This window comes from Streptomyces sp. HUAS CB01 (assembly GCF_030406905.1).
Lineage (GTDB): Bacteria > Actinomycetota > Actinomycetes > Streptomycetales > Streptomycetaceae > Streptomyces > Streptomyces chengbuensis.
In genome coordinates this window covers 7638130-7655166 of sequence record NZ_CP129137.1, presented here as the reverse complement: position 1 = coordinate 7655166, position 17037 = coordinate 7638130, and the positions used below count along the sequence as shown (strand labels likewise).

Sequence of the window (17037 nt, the reverse complement as noted above, 5' to 3'; positions counted from 1 at the left end):
GCGGATGGAATATGACAGCCGATGTTTCAGAACGATCGTGCCGAGGTCGAACGTGTGCGCCGCACGTCTGTTCCGGCAGTGCTCGGTGAATCGGCCCGGGGGGTGCGGGATCATGGGCACATGACCGACGACCACGCGCGTGTGCAGGAGTTCTTCGGTGCCCGGGCCGCCGACTGGGACGTGCGGTTCCCCGACGACGGGCCGGCCTTCGCCACGGGTGTCTCGGCACTGGACCTGGCGTCCGGCGACGCGGTCCTGGACGCCGGCTGCGGTACCGGGCGCGCGCTGCCCCTTCTGCGCGAGGCAGTGGGCCCGAGCGGTACGGTCGTCGGCGCCGACCTGACCCTCGAGATGCTGCAGATGGCGGTGCGCGCCGGACGCGACCGCGACGCCGCACTGCTGCAGGCCGACGCCGCACGTCTGCCGCTGCGCACGGCGTCGATGGACGCGGTGTTCGCCTCCGGCCTCATCGCCCACCTGCCGAATCCTGCCGACGATCTGCGTGAGCTGGCCCGGGTGGTGCGCCCCGGGGGACGTCTCGCGCTCTTCCATCCCATCGGCCGGGCCGCGCTGGCGGTCCGCCAGAAGCGCCGGCTCACGCCCGACGACCTGCGCGCCGAGCCCAACCTCGGCCCGCTGCTGGCCGCCACCGGCTGGCGGCTGGTCTCGTACGCCGACGAGGAGGCGCGCTTCCTCGCGCTCGCGGTCCGCGAGGACTGACCGGCCCGGACACGGCCCCCCGACCGGCGGCTTGTTCCGGTGCGGCGGCCGCCCGCCGGGCACAGCGGGCCCGGTCTGCTCCGGGAGGCCGTACGCGGAGGGCGGACACCGGAAGTCGCCCGGCAGGAGAACACCGGCAGGAACGACAGGAGGACTTGTCACACCGGCGGGGTACACCGGAAGAGTGACGGTGCGGTGGAAGGGGGCCCCGGGATGTTCGACAAGGTGATGAGCGGAATCCGCAGACTCGTGGCGCAGCGGACGGGTGGCGGGGAGGGCACGCCGCAGGCGAAGGTCGTCCGGCGGCGCCAGCCGAATCTCTTCGAGGCCGCGGCGGAGTACGTCTCCGCGTGCGCCGAGGACGATCAGCAGGGAATCGAGGAGGCGTCGGGCTGGGTGTCGCCGGAGGCGCTGTCGTTCGGGGTGAACGAGCTGGCCTGCCGGGCCGTGATCGCCCTGGCGCGCGAGCGCGACGAGTCACCGCGGTCCGTGGCCCGCGGTCTGCTCGGACTGCCCGTCGCCTGACCGCACGGGCCCGGAGGGGCGGGGGCGCGCGGCCTGACGCCGTCCCCGCCGCTCCGCAGCGGTGCCCGCGCCCTGCGTACGGGCGTGGAAGGAGTCGTCCCAGATTCCTGTCGCGGGCTCTCGACGCCGGGGTTACCCACTGGTTAAGGTGCGCCGACGAACGATCCGATGGGGAGGATGCCGTGGCCGGGACGGACGAAGCGGCCGACGACGCGCTCTTTGTGCTGACTGCGCAGCTGCTCACACCCGCGCAGTTCCCCAGCGTGCTCGGCGACGACTACCCCGCCGCGTGCGCGGCGCTGGGACTCGGCGCCTGGGACGGCGGCTACGGGCTGGTCCTCGGGCAGGACGGCGACGGCGCACGGTGGACGGTCGTGATCGACGACGTGTCCCTGGTCGCCGTCGCGATCGCGTCGTGGGACTGCGGGATGGAGTACGACCTGTCGCCGAGCGACCGTTCGGTGGTCGCCGCGCTGCCTGGCTGGCCGCTGGCCGTGGCCACCGTCGCGCCGGGTGTGCCCGCGCCCCACGACCCGGACGAGGAGGAGGCGGGCGGCCCACCGCTGACCCCGCCCGACACGAGCGAGTGGGGCCCCGCGCAGCGGAGGCTCGGCGCGGACGAGGTCGCGCTGCAGTGGGCCGTGTGGCGCGAGCAGGTGTCCGAGCAGATCACGTTCGTGCAGCCGGACGCGGCGGAGGAGGAGCGCGCGACGCCGCACGAGGGTGTGCGGCGGGTGCTCAAGGAGCTCCACGGCTATGTGGACGACACGCCGCCGCTCGGACGGGTGCGGTCGAGCTTCGCGCCGGACGGTGCACGGATGCTGCGGGCGGACGGGCCCGGCTGGTCGCTGGTGGCCAGGACCGACGACATCGCCTTCGTGCTGCTGGACGAGGAGCCGGGCGAGGTGCTGCCGGTGGGACGCGGTCCGGAGCTGCCGGGACTGCTGGAGGCCCTGGACAAGATGGCGGTACGGCCCGCCTGAGCCGGAGGGCTGAGCCGCGCTCCCGAGACGGCCGGCGGTGGCGCGTACCCGAGACGGCCGGCGGTGGCGCCCGCCTGAGACGGACGTACGGAGCGGCTCGGGCGCGCGTTCGGTATCCGAGCGCACCGGGTCCCGCCGACGTCCCACATGGCCGGGGTGTCCGAGGTGTGGGCCGCGCCCATGGCCGGGCGAAGGGGCCCACAGCACGCTGGGGCGTCGCACCCACCCTTTCGCCGTTCATTCGGAGGCCGCCGCCATGCGTCTGTCCCGTACGCCCCGGAGAGCACCGGTACTCGCCGCGCTGCTCCTGGCCCTCACCTCCACGTCCTTCGCCGGCGCCGACCCGGCGCAGGCCGGGGCGCCCTCCGGCCACTGCGCACGTCAGGACCGGCTCGACGTGCCCGGCGCCGCGCACCAGCGGTCGGCCTGTCTCGGCGATCTGACGACGGCCGGGCTGGCCGGAACGCCGTACACCGACATGGCGGACCAGGCGGGACTCGCGGCGGCCGGCACCCGCCGTCCCTCCGGGGTGCCGGGCATCCAGATCGACGGCTACTTCCCCGACGGCTCGCGCCTCAACGCGACCCACGGCTGGAACCACGACGCCCAGTTCGTCATCAGGCTGCCGGACCGGTGGAACGGGGGGCTGGTGGTCACGGGCGCCCCGGGAACCCGCCGCCAGTACGCCACGGACGCGCTGATCTCCGACCAGGTACTGGCCCAGGGGTACGCGTACGCGGCCACCGACAAGGGCAACACCGGGCCCGACTTCTTCACCGACGGCCGCGCCCCCGGTGACGCCGTCGCCGAGTGGAACCGTCGGGTGACCGAACTGACCCTGGCGGCGAAGAGCGCCGCCCGGCAGCGCTACGGGCACGCTCCGGCCCGTACGTACATGACGGGCATCTCCAACGGCGGTTACCTCACGCGCTGGCAGTTGGAGAACCGCCCGGGGCTCTACGACGGGGGCGTGGACTGGGAGGGCGCCCTGTGGACCGTGCGCGGTCCGAACCTGCTCACGGACCTGCCGGTCACGGTGGCCCGCAGCCTCGGTCGGGCCGGTGACGAGGATCTGCTGGCGGCCGGTTTCGCACCGGGCTCGGAGTTCCTGTGGCCGTACCACGAGAAGGTGTACTGGGGCCTGACGCAGAAGATCTTCCGTGCCGAGTTCGACCCGGCGTACGACCGGCACTGCCCCGGCGCCTCGGCCGGCTCCACCCCCGAGCAGATCTTCTCGGCCTGCCCCTCCGACGCCGTCTACGACCTCGCGGCACGTCCCGCGTCGGTGCGCAAGGCACTGGCGAAGGTGGCGCTCACGGGCAGGATCGGCAAGCCGATGATCACGCTGCACGGCGATCTCGACACCCTGCTGCCGATCCGTCAGGACTCCGACGTCTACGCGGGGATGGTCGACGACCGGGGGCGCGCGCAGCTGCACCGCTACTACACGGTCGAGGACGGCACCCACACGGACGCCCTGTACGACACCCATCCGGACCGGCTGCGTCCGATCCTGCCGTGCTACCGGGCGGCCTTCACGGCGCTGACAGGCTGGGTGGAGAAGGGCGCGGCACCGCCCGCGGACCGGAGGATCCCGAGGCCCGCGAGCGGCGATGTGGTGAACTCCTGTGCGCTGAGCTGACCGCCCGCTCCTCCTCGCCCGGCCCGGGGCCGCAGCGTGCCGACGGCCCGTTCCGCGGGCGTGACGTCGTACCGCGGCACGACGTCACCGACGCGTCGTCACCGGCGAGGGCGAGGTGGAGCCCCCTGTCAGCGCCCGATCTGCTTGCGGTTGTTGATCCGGCGGAGCCGGCGGCGCTGCGAGGGGTCGAGCGCGAAGTAGGCCACGGCGGGCACTCCGACGATCACCAGCAGCGACATCCAGAATCCGATCAGCGGGATCAGGAGAAGGCCGACGGCCACTCCCCCGATGGCGATCTTCGCACCTGTCGACATTTCGCAGCCTCCGTCCGCGGCCCTCGGGCCGCCGCTCCCTGCAGTGACAACGCGCCCGCGTGCCCGGCGGTTCCCTCAGGCGGCACCCGCGTCCTCCGCGGCCCCGCGCACGCCCCCGGACCCGGGGTCCTGCCCGGTCTCCCGCGACCGCAGCCCGCTCCCGACCTCGTGCAGATGGCCGAGGGCCCGACGATACGAGTCGATCGCCCCGGTCTCCGTGTACGGCATGCCGAGGCGCGCGCAGTGGTCGCGGACCAGCGGCCGGGCGAGCCTCAGGTGCGGGCGGGGCATGCTCGGGAAGAGATGGTGCTCGATCTGGTGGTTCAGCCCTCCCAGGAACCAGTCGGTGAGCCTGCCTCCCCGGATGTTCCTCGAGGTCAGGACCTGCCGCTGCAGATGCCCCCAGCGCTCGCCCGGCTCCGTGCCGGGCTTCTCCATGCCCTTGTGGTTGGGCGCGAAGGCCAGACCGAGGTGAAGTCCGAGCAGCATCTGGTGCAGCAGGGCGAAGACGAGCGCCTGGAGGGGGGTGAGGACGGCGAGCAGCAGGGTGAGGTAGCCGCCGGCGTGCGCGAGGAGCAGACCGCCCTCGACCGCGCGTCCGGCGGCGGACCGCCCGCTCCGCCCCGGGGCGTCCCGGCCCGAGCCGTCCGCCCGTCGCGAGAAGGCGTGCCGGAGGCCCGAGACCTTCAGGGACAGGGCTTCGAGGGTGGTCAGCGGGAAGAACAGCGCGGCCTGGTGGCGGGTGAGCCAGCCGCGGAAGCCGGTGCGGCCGCCGGCGTGGTCCCGGGCGAAGACCAGCACGTCGGGGGCGACGTCGGGGTCCTTCTCCGGATGGTTCGGGTTGGCATGGTGACGGTTGTGCTTGTCGTTCCACCAGTCCTGGCTCATCCCGAGCAGCAGGTTCCCGTGCAGGAGCTGCAACGCCCGGCTGATCCGCCGGTCCGGCGTGATCTGCGCGTGGCCCGCGTCATGGGCGATGAAGGCGGAACGCGCCGACAGCAGCGCGAGCGGCAGGGCCAGGGGCAGGGCCCACCAGGAGGGGCCGACGAGCACGACGGCAGTGACGGCGGCGGCTGTCCCCAGCAGGTTGAGGGTGATGACGCGTGCGTACCAGCCGGTGTGCCGCTCCAGCAGCCCCTGCTCCCTGACGGTTCGCAGGAGGGGAGCGAAGTCGCTGCCGGGCGCCCGGTCGGCTGAGCGGGGCGGTGCGGGGACCGTCCGGTCGGGCGGCGGGGCGGGATCGGCGCCGGCGGCGGGCACGGCGGCAGTGGCCTGGGGCATGGCGGTCTCCGGTCTCAGGGCCGTCGCGCCGTCCGGCGCGATCCTCTGCTGAACTGCTCTGACCTGAAGAAACCTAGGAATCGGCGCCCCTTGACGACCATGGCGGCATCCCCCGGACCCGACGGGGGGACTGCCGGGGCGACGGGATGGTGCAGGCACCAGTCCCGCCCGGGGGCGCCCCTGGGGTATCCTCGGCGGCTCCCGCCCCGACTAGTCAAATTTGAGGAATCCGCCATCGCTGTGCACAGGCCCTCCGCGGCACCACCCTCCGAGGACTCCGGGCTCGTCGGCTGCTCCGCCGTGCTCCTGCCGGCGGACCCGCCCCGCACCGGCAGGGTCGCCTTCTGGCACCCGGACGGCACCGAACCCCCGGCAGGCGCCGGTACGCCCGCGGAGCTGACCGTCGCCGGCCCGGGCGGCCGGACCCACGCCGTGACCGCCCGCCTGCTGCCGGTACGGGACGCCCTGCCGGTGCTCCTCCGGGCTCCTGCGGCGGACGGCGCCTCCCCCGCCGCCGCGTTCTGGGGCGCCGCCACCGCGCTGGCGCTCCACCTGGCGGCCCGCGGGCTGCTGCTGCCCGGCATCGGAGTCGGCGGACACGACGCCTGGCGGATCGGTCCGCTGACGGCGGAGGACGGGGAGCGGGTGCGGACCCTCGCCGCCTCGATGCCGCCGACCGCGCACGCGGTGCCCCTCGACGCGGGGGCCTCGCCGGTGCTGCTCCCCGAACCCGAGCGGCTGTTGCGGGCCTTCCTCGACGCCGTGGCGGACGTACTGCCGCGGACACCCGCCGCCCCGCTCGCCGCGGGTTCCGGGGCGTTCGCCGCCGAGGAGCCGGTGCGTCCGCCCGGGGTACGTACGTGGGCACAGGACGTGGCGTCCGGTCATGACGCGGGCGTGCGGCTGTCGTTGCGCGTCGACGTGCTGGGGCGGACCGAGGGGGACGAGGCGTCCGGGACGGCCGGGCACCGGGAGGGACCGTCGTTCCGGGCCGTGCCGCAACTGCACAGCGTCAGCGATCCCGCGCTGGTCGCGGACGCCGCGAGCGTGTGGGCGGGCGGGCAGGAGGAGGCGTTCGGGCCGCGTGCCCGCATGGACGCCCTGCTCGCCCTGCGGCGGGCCGCACGGGCATGGGCGCCCCTCGCACCGTTGCTGTCCGCGGCCGTGCCCGACGCCGTCGACCTCGCGGACGAGGAGGTCGCCGAACTGCTCGGTGATGCCGCGCGCGACCTCGCGGCGACCGGCGTACAGGTCCGCTGGCCCCGGGAGCTCGTCCGCACCCTCACCGCCAGGGCCGTGATCGGGCCGCCCGAGGGAGCCGCGGGGGCCGGTGCGGACCAGAGCGGATCCGCGCTGCCGTCGTTCCTCGCCGCCGACGCCCTGCTCGCCTTCGACTGGCGTTTCACACTGGGCGACCGGGAGCTGAGCCGTGCCGAGCTGGACCGGCTCGCCGAGGCGAGCAGGCCCGTGGTGCGGCTGCACGACCAGTGGGTGCTCGTCGATCCCGAGGAGGTCCGACTGGCCCGCGCTCGCAGGGACCACAAGGTCACGCCCGTCGAGGGGCTGGCCGCGGTGCTCACCGGGTCCGTGGACGCCGGCGGCCGCAGGGTCGGAGTCGAGGCGTCCGGATGGCTGGAACGGCTGCGGGAGCGGCTGGCCGATCCCGAGGGCGGAGCACAGGAGATCGCGCAGCCCGCCGCACTCGCCGCCACCCTGCGCGACTACCAGCTGCGCGGGCTCAACTGGCTGCACCGGATGACCTCGCTCGGGCTCGGCGGCTGCCTCGCCGACGACATGGGTCTGGGCAAGACCATCACGCTCATCGCCCTGCATCTGCACCGGCAGACCGACGCGTCCGCCGCGGGCCCGACCCTCGTCGTCTGCCCCGCCTCGCTGATGGGCAACTGGCAGCGGGAGATCGAGAAGTTCGCCCCCGGCACTCCGGTACGGCGCTTCCACGGGCCGTCCCGGACCCTGGACGGCGTGGCGGACGGGGAGTTCGTCCTCACCACGTACGGCACGATGCGGCTCGACGCGGCGCGGCTCGCGGAGACGGCCTGGGGCATGCTCGTCGCGGACGAGGCCCAGCACGTCAAGAACCCCTACGCGGCGACGGCGCGGAAGCTGCGCACCATCGGGGCGAAGGCGCGCGTCGCTCTCAGCGGCACGCCCGTCGAGAACAACCTCTCCGAGCTGTGGGCGATCCTCGACTGGACGACACCGGGGCTGCTCGGCCGGCTCGGCACCTTCCGGTCGCGGTACGCACAGGCCGTCGAGGGCGGCGACACCGCAGCCGCCGAACGGCTGGCCGCGCTGGTCCGCCCGTTCCTGCTGCGCCGCCGCAAGTCCGACCCGGGCATCGCTCCCGAACTGCCGCCGAAGACCGAGACCGACCGCGCGGTCGCCCTGACCGCGGAGCAGACCGGTCTGTACGAGGCGGTCGTCCGGGAGACGCTCGCGGCGATCTCGGCGGCCGGCGGCATGGAGCGGCGCGGGCTCGTGGTGAAGCTGCTGACCTCGCTGAAGCAGATCTGCAACCACCCCGCCCAGTACCTGAAGGAGGAGGAGCCACGGACCGCCGACCGCTCCGGGAAGCTCGAACTGCTCGACGAACTCCTGGACACGATCCTCGCCGAGGGCGCGAGCGTGCTCGTCTTCACCCAGTACGTACGCATGGCCCGGTTGCTGGAACGGCACCTCGCGGCGCGCGGCACAGGGGCACAACTGCTCCACGGCGGTACGCCGATTCCGGAACGCGAGGCCATGGTCCAGCGCTTCCAGGACGGTGAAGTGCCGGTCTTCCTGCTGTCGTTGAAGGCCGCCGGCACGGGGCTGAACCTCACCAGGGCCGGTCATGTCGTGCACTACGACCGCTGGTGGAACCCGGCCGTCGAGGCACAGGCCACCGACCGGGCCTACCGCATCGGCCAGACACAGCCGGTGCAGGTCCACCGGCTGATCGCCGAGGGCACCGTCGAGGACCGGGTCGCCGCGATGCTCGAGCGCAAGAAGGAACTCGCCGACGCGGTGCTCGGCGCCGGCGATGCCGCACTGACCGAACTGACCGACGCCGAACTGGCGGAGCTGGTCGCACTGCGAGGGGGCGCACGATGACGGACGACGCGTACGAGGACGAACGGACGTTCGTCGCCCTGCCGCCCGCGCGGGGCCGGGGCTTCGCCGGTACCTGGTGGGGCCGGGCCTGGGTGAAGGCCCTGGAGGACAGCGCCCTGGACACGGAGCAGCTGAAGAAGGGACGCCGGCAGGCACGGGACGGCGCGGTCGGGGCCGTGTCCGTCCGGCCCGGGCGGATCACGGCGGTGGTCAGGGACCGCGACGGCACCGGTCACCGCAGCGATGTGCTGCTGCAGGAGCTGACCGACGACGCCTGGGAGCGGTTCCTGGACACGGCCGTGGACCGCGCGGGTCACATCGCGGCGCTCCTGGACCGGGACATGCCCCCGCACCTGGTGGAGGACGCGGCGGAGGCGGGCGTCGAACTGCTCCCGGGCATCGGCGACCTGGAGCCCGAGTGCACGTGCGACGCCTGGGACCTGTGCCCGCACACCGCGGCCCTCTGCTACCAGGTGGCACGGCTGCTGGACGAGGACCCGTTCGTCCTGCTGCTGTTGCGGGGACGCGGTGAGCGCCGGCTGCTCGACGCGCTGCAGGTGCGGAGCGCGGCCCGGGCGGAGCCGTCCGCGCCGGAGTCCGCCGGGGTGTCCGAAGCCTCCGGGGCGGCCGGAACCGCGGGAGTACCTGCGGCCGAGGCGTTCGCGGCGGCGGGCGTCCCGTCGGCACCGCCGGCCGCGCCGCCCCTGCCGGACGCGCCGGGCCTGCCGCCGTCGCTGGACACCGAGACGGGTGCGCCGGAGGGAATCGACCCGGCCGCACTGGAGTTCCTGGCCGCGGACGCGGCGGTACGGGCGCGGCGGATGCTGGCGGAGGCGCTGTCCACGCGACCGGCGGGGCAGGGCCGCGGACAGAGCGTCGCAGCCGGTCTCGCGGAGGGACTCACGACCGGGCTCACGACGGGTCAGGACGCGGTGCGCCTTGCCGCGACGGCACGCGACGCGCTCCCGCCGGCCGTCGCCGACCGGCTCGTCGCGGGCTCCGGCCGGAGCCGTCCCGGCTTCCGACTCGCGGTTCGGGCCTGGCGGTTCGGGGGCGCGGCGGGCCTGGCCGTACTGGACGGCGAGCCCGTCCCGGACGACGTCCTCGCGCGTGCGACGTCCCGCCTGCGGCTCACCGCGGACTGGGACGAGGACGAGCGCCCCTCGCTGCGCGCGGCGGGGAACGGGCGGTGGACCGCGGGGCCTGGGACGCAACTTCGTGTCGGGGCGGACGGGTACTGGTGGGTCTTCACCCGTGCCGCCGGCGCACCCTGGTCCCCCGCGGGCCCGCCGGCCCCGGACCCGGCCTCGGCACTGGCCTCCTTCCGCACCGCGGACGTCCAGGGCCTGTCCGGCGGCTCCTTCGACGGGTTCGGGCCGGGGTCGTCGAGCCCGTCGGGGGACGGGGAGGCCTGAACGGCGAGCGGGCCCGCTGAGGCCGCATGGCCGAAGTCGTGCCGGTGAGGCGGGCGTTGGCGGAGCCACCGCAGCGGGCCGACCGCACGTGCCCGGGCGGCGGGGGCGGTCGGCCCGTCGGCGTCGACGAGAGGACGACCGGCGTGGGAGCGAGGTCGAGCGGACGATCGGCGAGCCCAGGGCATTTCCGGGGCCCTGACGACGAGGTGCCCGAGGCGGGGCTTCGACGGCGTCGTCGCCGCAGTCCGGTTCCCGCCTCGCCCCCCGATCCGCCGGAGGAACCCGGCGGTGAGGCGCCCGAAAACCAGTGGAGCGGCGCCGCTGTGCCCGGTTACCGTGCGCCCGAGCCCAGTCGTCTGGACAAGGACGTGCCGTTGTACACCCTGTGAGGACTCCCGAGCGCTGATTCGTCGCGCGTCGCACATGTGCGCCGCGCTGCTTCTTGCTGCGGACTTCTCACTGGAAACGGTGTCCTTCTGTGCTCAACACCTGGGTCGTCGTACCCACCTGCCTGCCGCTCGTCCTCCGCCGTTGCCACGGGTGCACGTCCGGGCGTTTCCGGGCGAACGGCAAATTCCGCGTCAACGCCAACCACAAGCTGATCGACGCCTGGCTCCTCGCGCTCTGCACCGCGTGCGGGGAAACCACGAAGCTCACGGTCCTGGAGCGGAGGAACGTGCGCTCCGTACGACCGGAACTGCTCGACCGGCTGCATGACAACGACCTCGGCCTGGCAGCCGAGTTGCTCCAGGATGCGGTCATGCGGCGCGGCAATCGCATCGCCCTCGACTGGGACGACGCGTGGCGCCTCGACACCGGCGGATCGGATCACCTGGACCGTGAGGTGATCGACGTCTCGGTCCGCTTCGCGGCGCGGATCCCCGTCCGGCCGGTGCGGCTGATCGCCGAAGGCTTCGGCGTTTCGCGGGCCGAGGTCGAAAGGCTGATCACGGAGGGGAACCTCGTCTCCGCGGTCCGGCTGAGCGGCAGGCTCACCGGCGACTTCGGCTTTACGCTCAAGCGCTGAGTTCGCCCCGGGAGCCCGGGGCCCGTCCGGCAGGATCCACCGGACCGGCCCCCGGTGCACGCCCCGTGGGCTCGGGGCCGCGCCGGCCGCCGGGCCAGCCCCGCGGGGTCACGTGCGGGACGGCTCCCGGCCACGGCCGGCAACGCGGCGCGTGGTCGTGCCAGGAGTCGCGAGCCAGGCGGGAGTTGTCAGATCCGGGGCTGATCCTGCGAGTCCGGCTTCCAGTCCTCCACGAGGAGTCCGAGCAGCACCTCGTCGAGGAACTCGCCCATCACCCAGGCCGAGGAGCGCAGCACGCCCTCACGGACGAAGCCGTTGCGCTCGGCCGAACGCAGCATCGCGGCGTTGTCCGACAGCGTCTCGATCTGCAGCCGCCGCATGCCGCGCACGACGAAACCGTAGTGGCACAGCACCGCGACCACGTCGGTGCCGTACCCCTTCCCGCGGGCGGACGGCAGCAGTCCGAGGCCGACGTGCGCGGACCGGTTGTGGTTGTCGATGCCCCACAGCGTCGCGGTGCCGACCAGTGTGCCGCCACCCAACTCCACCACGGAGAACGGGACGTGGCCGTGCTCCTCGTCGTCCACCACGAGCCGCGAATCGTTCGAGCCCGGTGTGATCGGCCGCCACGGCCGGCCTTCGGCCCGCGAGGCGTTGACCACGTCGTCGTAGAGCTCGGCCCGCAGGATCGGGATGTCGTCCTCGTGCCGGGCCCTGAGCCCGACCTTGCTGCCCTTTAGCATGCAAGCTTCCTATCCGACCGGGCTCGCCGACGGCAACCGGCAAGCGCGACCGCACGGTTACGCCCGAGAGCCCGGTGACGCGTCGGGTCGGAGAAGGTCCGCGGCGGAGGCAGCCCGACACCCGCCACAGCGGCGCACCACACGCACAGCACCCCGGCGGGACGGCGAAACGTCACCGTCGGAGGCCCGTGTGACGACGGCCGGCCGGTGCGCCTGCCGGCGGAACGGGCGGCGGCCGGGGACCGGGACGTACTGCGGGCACTGCGCGGTGCGGGTGCGGCGCCGGGGATCGCGCCGGCCGGTGCGGTGAACCTGCTCGACCCTCGGGCGATCGTGCGGGGCGGCGCGCTGTCGCGGCCGGCGCCGTGACGCCTGCCGTCGCTGGAGCGGAAGGTGCCTGCGCCGTTGGCGCGGGCCGCCCGGCCGTCGTCGGCGGTGTCGGGTCCGGGCTCCGCGGGAGCCCTGCCGCGGGCCACACATTCGGTGATCCGCGCGGTGCTCGATCCGGCCTCGTACGCGGGGATCGCCCGGGACGTGTGACGGATCGTGGTCGGTGCGTGACCCTTGTCGGGGGCGCCGGGCCGCACGACGATGGGCACGGACGCGGACCGGGGACCGGGAGGCCGAGTTGACGGACCCATGGGTGGCTCTGGAGCCCGGGGGCGACGCCGGGCGGCGTGTCGGTGTGCTGCGGCGGGCGTACGAGCAGTTCACGACGGCGGGCCGGATGGAGGCGGACGTGCGGCCGGTCGTGGCCGAGTCGTGGCGGCGGTCCGCGCGGGCGAGGGTCGCCCCGGAGGGCCGGGCGAGTGTCGAACTCGGCGACGACGAACTGGCGCTGTACCGGGACGGGCATCCGCTGTCGCGCGTGATGCCGGTGATCCGGGAGCTCATGGGTGCCTACGCCGTCGACGGCGAGCACCTGGTCGCGGTGTGCGACGCGCACGCGCGGCTGCTGTGGGTGGAGGGCCACCGCGGGGCGCGGGAGCGGGCCCGGCGGATGAACTTCGTGGAGGGCGCGCGCTGGGCCGAGGCGGTGGCGGGGACGAACGCGCCCGGCACGGCGCTCACGGTCGACCGGCCGGTGCAGGTGTTCGCGGCGGAGCACTTCCAGCGCCCGGTGCAGGACTGGACGTGCGCCGCGGCCCCGGTCCACGACCCGCACAGCGGCCGCCTCCTGGGCGCGGTGGACATCACCGGCGGGAACCGGCTGGCGCACCCCCACAGCCTGGCGTTCGTCGGGGCGGTGGCACGGGCCGCCGAGTCGCAGCTGGCGCTGCTGTCGCCGAGGCCCCTCGGCGACACGGCGCAGCTGACCGCGCTGGGACGGGACGAGGCGCTGCTGGTCGTGGCGGGCCGCAAGATCCGTCTGAGCCGTCGGCACAGCGAGATCGTGGTGATCCTCGCCCACCGTCCCGAGGGCCTGAGCGGCGACGAACTGCTGCTGGAGCTGTACGAGGACGAGCACGTCACCCCGGTCACGCTGCGGGCCGAGCTGTCCCGGCTGCGTGCGCTGCTGGGCCCCGGGCTGCTGCGGTCGCGTCCGTACCGGGTGGCCGTTCCGGTCGACGCGGACTTCGGCACGGTGGGAAGACGGCTCGCCTCGGGGGCGGTCGCGGCGGCGCTGGGGGAGTACACCGGGCCGCTCCTGCCCGGCTCCCGGGCGCCCGGGGTGGCGCGCCTGCGCGAACGGCTGCGGGACCAGCTGCGCACCGCCCTGATCGCGCGCGGCGACCCGGGGCTGCTGGCGGACTGGGCGTACAGCCCGTGGGGCGAGGACGACCTCGCCGTCTGGCGGGCGCTGGCCGCCGCCCTCCCCGAGGACCGGCGCCCCGCGGCGCAGGCACGGGCCCGCGCCCTCGACCGGGAGTACGGGGACGGGGCGCGGGCGCACCTCGGGGACCCGGGGTGACGGCTCGGGGGTCGCTGCGACGGGAGCTCGTGTCCGGGATGCGACCACGGCTCGCCGCCTCACGCCGACCGGGCGGTCCCGCCGACCGGGACGTGGCCGGGGCCCGGATGCTGCGCCGACCTGACCCGACGTGACCGTGATCAGGACGCCGCCGTGCCCACCGGGAACGCGGGTCCTCCGCCCCGGACGTGGCCGCAGGGCCTGACCCGTGCCACGCAGGCGATCAGCGCGGCCCCAGGCGACCGGACCGACGCCCGGCCGCCCACCGAGGGCCGGGAGATCCCCCGACCGGCACAAGGCCGAAGCCCCGACCCCGACCGGACCGTGACCGGCCGCCCCACCGACCGCCACAAGGCCGAACCCCCGCCCCAGACCGAGGCCAGGCGGTCCCACCGAGGGCCGGGCGATCCCCCCGACCGGCACAAGGCCGAAACCCCGACCCCCGACCGGACCGGGGTCGAGGGGTCCCTCTGGCCGGCGACGGCCGGGCTCGCCCGCCGACCGCGCCGCGGGGGCGTCGTACGCCCGCGGGGCGGCGACCACGGTCAGCGCGGGCGTCCGCCCGTGCGGTCGCCGGTCTCAGTCGGGCTGCCGCTCCCCGGCGCGCCGGCTCGACGAGCGCCGCGTCGACGCCTGGCGCGTCTCCCGCGCCGCGACGCTCGCGGACCTGAGGAACTGGGCCCCGGTCGCCGGCATCCAGGTCGAGTACAGCCTGGTCGAGCGCACCACCGACCGAGAACTGCTGCCGATGGCCGAGGCACTGGGCCTGGGTGCCGCCCTGTGGCCGCCCCTGGGCGGCGGACTGCTCACCGGCAAGTACCGGCGGGGCACCGACGGCCGTCTCAGCGACCTCAGGACGCTCGTCCACACCGAGTCCAGCGACCAGAAGACGGCGGTCGTCGACACGGTCCTCGCGGTCGCGGAGGAGACGGGCGCCTCCCCCGCACAGGTCTCGGTCGCCCGGCTGAGGGAGCGGGCCGCCCGCGCCACGACGTCGTACGTCCCGATCATCGGGCCCCGGAACACGGCGCAGCTGGAGGACTACCTCGGCGCCCTCGAGGTGGCCTCACCGAGGACCAGCACAACCGCCTCACCGAGGTGAGTGCCGTCCCGCTCGGGGTCCCGCACGAGGCGAGCGCCGCGGTTCGCGACACCGTCCGGGGCGGCGAGGCCTCCGTCGTCACCGGCCCTGTCGTACCCGTGGCCTGACCTGCGGTTTCCGGCCCTCGCCCGAGGGCCGGACCATGCGGAGCGCAGTTCGTGAAAACTGTCACATTAAGGTCACTTTCAGCCTGTTTCAGTGGATGGTGGTAAGTCCGACCACGTTCACCGGGCTGCACCGGCGGCCCGCCGGGGGCGTCGTTGCGGCCGACCGACGCCGAGGGAGTCTCATGGCACGCGGAACCCGCGCAGCGGGCAACCGGCGGTTCGTTCTGCCCGTCGCGGGCGGGGCGGTCGTCCTCGCCGCAGGCGGTCTGTACGCGGCGGGGCTGGCGGCCGGGGACGTCCCCGACGGCACCCGGGTGCGCGGAGTCGACATAGGCGGGATGAGCCGGCCGGAGGCACAGCGGACCCTGGACCGGGAGCTCACGGGCACCTTCGCCGCTCCGCTCACGCTCCGGATCGGGGACCGGGTCGAGAGGGCCGAGCCCGCCGCGCTCGGCCTGTCCGTCGACACGTCGGCGACCGCCGGCCGTGCCGTGAACGACTCGCTCGACCCCGTCAGCGTCATCGGAAGGCTCTTCACCGCGGAGAACCGCGACATCGAGCCCGTGATACGCGTGGACGACCGGAAGAACCGGGCCGCCGTCGACCGCATGGCGTCGGCCGCGGAGCGGAAGGTGCGCGACGGCGCCATATCGTTCGAGGACGGCCAGGCGGCGGCCGTCGCACCGGTCATCGGTACGTCCCTGGTGAGGGACCGCGCCCCGGACGCCCTCCGGGAGGGCTACCTGCGCGCGGACCGGTCGCCCGTCGTGATGCCGGTGAAGCGGACGCCTCCGCACATAGGCCGCGCCGAGACCGACCGGGCCATGAACGACTTCGCCCAGCCCGCGATGTCCGGTCCCGTCACGCTCACCCTCGACGGACGGTCCGTGACCGTCGGTCCCTCGGCCCTCGGCCGGCATCTGACCATGAAGCCGGCTGCCGACGGCCGGCTCGCCCCGGCCCTGGACTCGCAGGGGCTGCTCAACGACCCCGAGGTCGCCGGCCAGGTGCGCGAGGCCGCGCAGGGACCGCGGAACGCGGTCCTCGGGCTCGAAGGGGACCGGGTCGTGGTGACCCAAGAGGCCCGGGTCGGCCACGAGATCGAGGAGCAGGCCTTCGGCAACGCCGTGCTTCCCCTGCTGACCCGCGAAGGCGCGGCCCGCACCGGGGAGATACCGGCGAAGACCGTCCAGCCGGAGTTCACCGGCGAGTCGGCACGGCGCCTGGGCATCAAGGAGAAGGTCTCCTCGTTCACCGTCAACTTCCCCACCGCTCCCTACCGGGTCACCAACATCGCCCGCGCCGTGGAGCGCATCGACGGCTCCGTCGTCCTGCCGGGCAAGGAGTGGAGCTTCAACCGGACGGTCGGTGAACGCACCAAGGAGAACGGCTTCGTCGACGGCATCATGATCAACGACGGCCAGTACGTGAAGTCGCCGGGCGGGGGCGTCTCCGCCGTCGCGACGACGATGTTCAACGCCGTGTTCTTCGCGGGCGTCAAGCCGGTGGAGTACGGGGCCCACTCGTTCTACATCGAACGCTACCCGGAGGGCCGCGAGGCCACGGTGGCCTGGGGCACGCTCGACCTGCGCTGGCTCAACGACTCCGGCAACGCGCTCTATGTGAAGGCCGAGTCCACGGACACCTCGGTCACCATCACGTTCCTCGGCACGAAGAAGTACGACGAGGTCCGGGCGACCAAGGGCCCCCGCACCAACGTCAAGGAGCCGGGCATCCGCAAGGGCAGCGGGCAGGAGTGCGAGGTCCAGACGCCGCTCGAGGGCTTCGATGTCGCTGTCGGGCGCCACTTCGTCAAGAACGGCCGCGAGGTCGGCCGGGAGAACTTCACGACGCACTACACGCCGCGCGACGAGGTCGTCTGCACCCCGCAGGAGCAGGCCCCGGGCGCCGGCGAGCAGGAGGCGAAGCCCGCCGCCGAGGCGGCCGACGCCACCGAGGCCCACTGAGCCGACGCCACCGGGGCCCGGTGACAGGAGCGGGCCACCTGCGGGGAAGCGCATCGCCCGCGGTGGCCCCAGCACGGCCCTCCGCGACTCCCCGGGGCACCGGGGCGGGCGCGGGCGCAACGGGGTTGCAACGTCCGCCGCTCTAGCTTCGGCGTCGAAACGCCGTCCGACGGCGGACGGCGGCG

At 74.4% G+C, this 17037-nt stretch carries 13 protein-coding genes; 10 read left to right on the top strand and 3 right to left on the bottom strand.

Annotated elements, in window-relative coordinates:
• Window positions 1–120 precede the first annotated feature (120 nt).
• From QRN89_RS33525 to QRN89_RS33510, 4 genes are all read left to right on the top strand, one after another.
• Window positions 121–720 (top strand): class I SAM-dependent methyltransferase, encoded by a 600-nt coding sequence (locus QRN89_RS33525; RefSeq protein ID WP_290353167.1) that lies wholly within the window; start codon window positions 121–123, stop codon window positions 718–720.
• A gap of 213 nt (window positions 721–933) precedes the next feature.
• Window positions 934–1245: a hypothetical protein gene (locus QRN89_RS33520; protein WP_290353166.1), complete on the top strand. Its 312-nt coding sequence runs from the start codon at window positions 934–936 to the stop codon at window positions 1243–1245.
• A gap of 182 nt (window positions 1246–1427) precedes the next feature.
• Window positions 1428–2228: a hypothetical protein gene (locus tag QRN89_RS33515; protein ID WP_290353165.1), complete on the top strand. Its 801-nt coding sequence runs from the start codon at window positions 1428–1430 to the stop codon at window positions 2226–2228.
• Between the two features lie 256 nt (window positions 2229–2484).
• Window positions 2485–3870, top strand: a complete 1386-nt coding sequence (locus QRN89_RS33510; RefSeq protein ID WP_290353164.1) for a tannase/feruloyl esterase family alpha/beta hydrolase — start codon at window positions 2485–2487, stop codon at window positions 3868–3870.
• A gap of 128 nt (window positions 3871–3998) precedes the next feature.
• Here the strand turns inward: QRN89_RS33510 and QRN89_RS33505 are convergent, their stop codons facing one another.
• Complete coding sequence (locus QRN89_RS33505) at window positions 3999–4184, bottom strand: tail-anchor membrane protein (protein ID WP_017950017.1); 186 nt, start codon at window positions 4182–4184, stop codon at window positions 3999–4001.
• Window positions 4185–4259: 75 nt separating this feature from the next.
• Window positions 4260–5465, bottom strand: coding sequence for an acyl-CoA desaturase (locus tag QRN89_RS33500; protein WP_290353163.1), 1206 nt, complete (start codon window positions 5463–5465; stop codon window positions 4260–4262).
• 240 nt (window positions 5466–5705) lie between these two features.
• Between QRN89_RS33500 and QRN89_RS33495 the strand changes: the two genes are divergently transcribed.
• The 3 genes from QRN89_RS33495 (at window position 5706) to QRN89_RS33485 (ending at window position 11021) form a co-directional block, all read left to right on the top strand.
• Window positions 5706–8579 carry an SCO1167/SCO6262 family helicase gene (locus QRN89_RS33495; RefSeq protein WP_290353162.1) on the top strand — a complete coding sequence of 958 codons (2874 nt, stop codon included), beginning with the start codon at window positions 5706–5708 and terminating at the stop codon, window positions 8577–8579.
• The gene (locus QRN89_RS33490) at window positions 8576–9994 is read left to right on the top strand and encodes an SWIM zinc finger family protein (RefSeq protein WP_290353161.1); all 1419 of its coding nucleotides are present in this window, start codon (window positions 8576–8578) and stop codon (window positions 9992–9994) included. The genes QRN89_RS33495 and QRN89_RS33490 overlap by 4 nt, the downstream gene beginning before the upstream one ends.
• Window positions 9995–10472: 478 nt before the next feature.
• On the top strand, window positions 10473–11021 hold the full coding sequence (locus QRN89_RS33485; protein WP_290353160.1) for a DUF1062 domain-containing protein: 549 nt from the start codon (window positions 10473–10475) through the stop codon (window positions 11019–11021).
• Window positions 11022–11209: 188 nt separating this feature from the next.
• Here QRN89_RS33485 and QRN89_RS33480 read toward each other — a convergent pair whose 3' ends face one another.
• On the bottom strand, window positions 11210–11764 hold the full coding sequence (locus QRN89_RS33480; RefSeq protein ID WP_290353159.1) for a GNAT family N-acetyltransferase: 555 nt from the start codon (window positions 11762–11764) through the stop codon (window positions 11210–11212).
• Between the two features lie 628 nt (window positions 11765–12392).
• On the opposite strand from QRN89_RS33480, the gene QRN89_RS33470 reads away from it, so the two are divergent.
• The 3 genes from QRN89_RS33470 (at window position 12393) to QRN89_RS33460 (ending at window position 16852) form a co-directional block, all read left to right on the top strand.
• Entirely contained in the window at window positions 12393–13676 is a 1284-nt protein-coding gene (locus tag QRN89_RS33470) for a GAF domain-containing protein (RefSeq protein ID WP_290353158.1), read from the top strand.
• 406 nt (window positions 13677–14082) lie between these two features.
• Window positions 14083–14778 carry an aldo/keto reductase gene (locus QRN89_RS35685; RefSeq protein WP_356948703.1) on the top strand — a complete coding sequence of 232 codons (696 nt, stop codon included), beginning with the start codon at window positions 14083–14085 and terminating at the stop codon, window positions 14776–14778.
• A gap of 289 nt (window positions 14779–15067) precedes the next feature.
• Window positions 15068–16852 (top strand): VanW family protein, encoded by a 1785-nt coding sequence (locus QRN89_RS33460; RefSeq protein ID WP_290353157.1) that lies wholly within the window; start codon window positions 15068–15070, stop codon window positions 16850–16852.
• Window positions 16853–17037: the final 185 nt, after the last annotated feature.

What these genes read in the sequence shown, in the direction of transcription:
- QRN89_RS33525 (WP_290353167.1), top strand. Translation starts at nt 121, where the DNA reads ATGACCGACGACCACGCGCGTGTGCAGGAGTTCTTCGGTGCCCGGGCC.
- QRN89_RS33520 (WP_290353166.1), top strand. Translation starts at nt 934, where the DNA reads ATGTTCGACAAGGTGATGAGCGGAATCCGCAGACTCGTGGCGCAGCGG.
- QRN89_RS33510 (WP_290353164.1), top strand. Translation starts at nt 2,485, where the DNA reads ATGCGTCTGTCCCGTACGCCCCGGAGAGCACCGGTACTCGCCGCGCTG.
- QRN89_RS33505 (WP_017950017.1), bottom strand. Translation starts at nt 4,184, where the DNA reads ATGTCGACAGGTGCGAAGATCGCCATCGGGGGAGTGGCCGTCGGCCTT.
- QRN89_RS33500 (WP_290353163.1), bottom strand. Translation starts at nt 5,465, where the DNA reads ATGCCCCAGGCCACTGCCGCCGTGCCCGCCGCCGGCGCCGATCCCGCC.
- QRN89_RS33490 (WP_290353161.1), top strand. Translation starts at nt 8,576, where the DNA reads ATGACGGACGACGCGTACGAGGACGAACGGACGTTCGTCGCCCTGCCG.
- QRN89_RS33480 (WP_290353159.1), bottom strand. Translation starts at nt 11,764, where the DNA reads ATGCTAAAGGGCAGCAAGGTCGGGCTCAGGGCCCGGCACGAGGACGAC.
- QRN89_RS33460 (WP_290353157.1), top strand. Translation starts at nt 15,068, where the DNA reads ATGGCACGCGGAACCCGCGCAGCGGGCAACCGGCGGTTCGTTCTGCCC.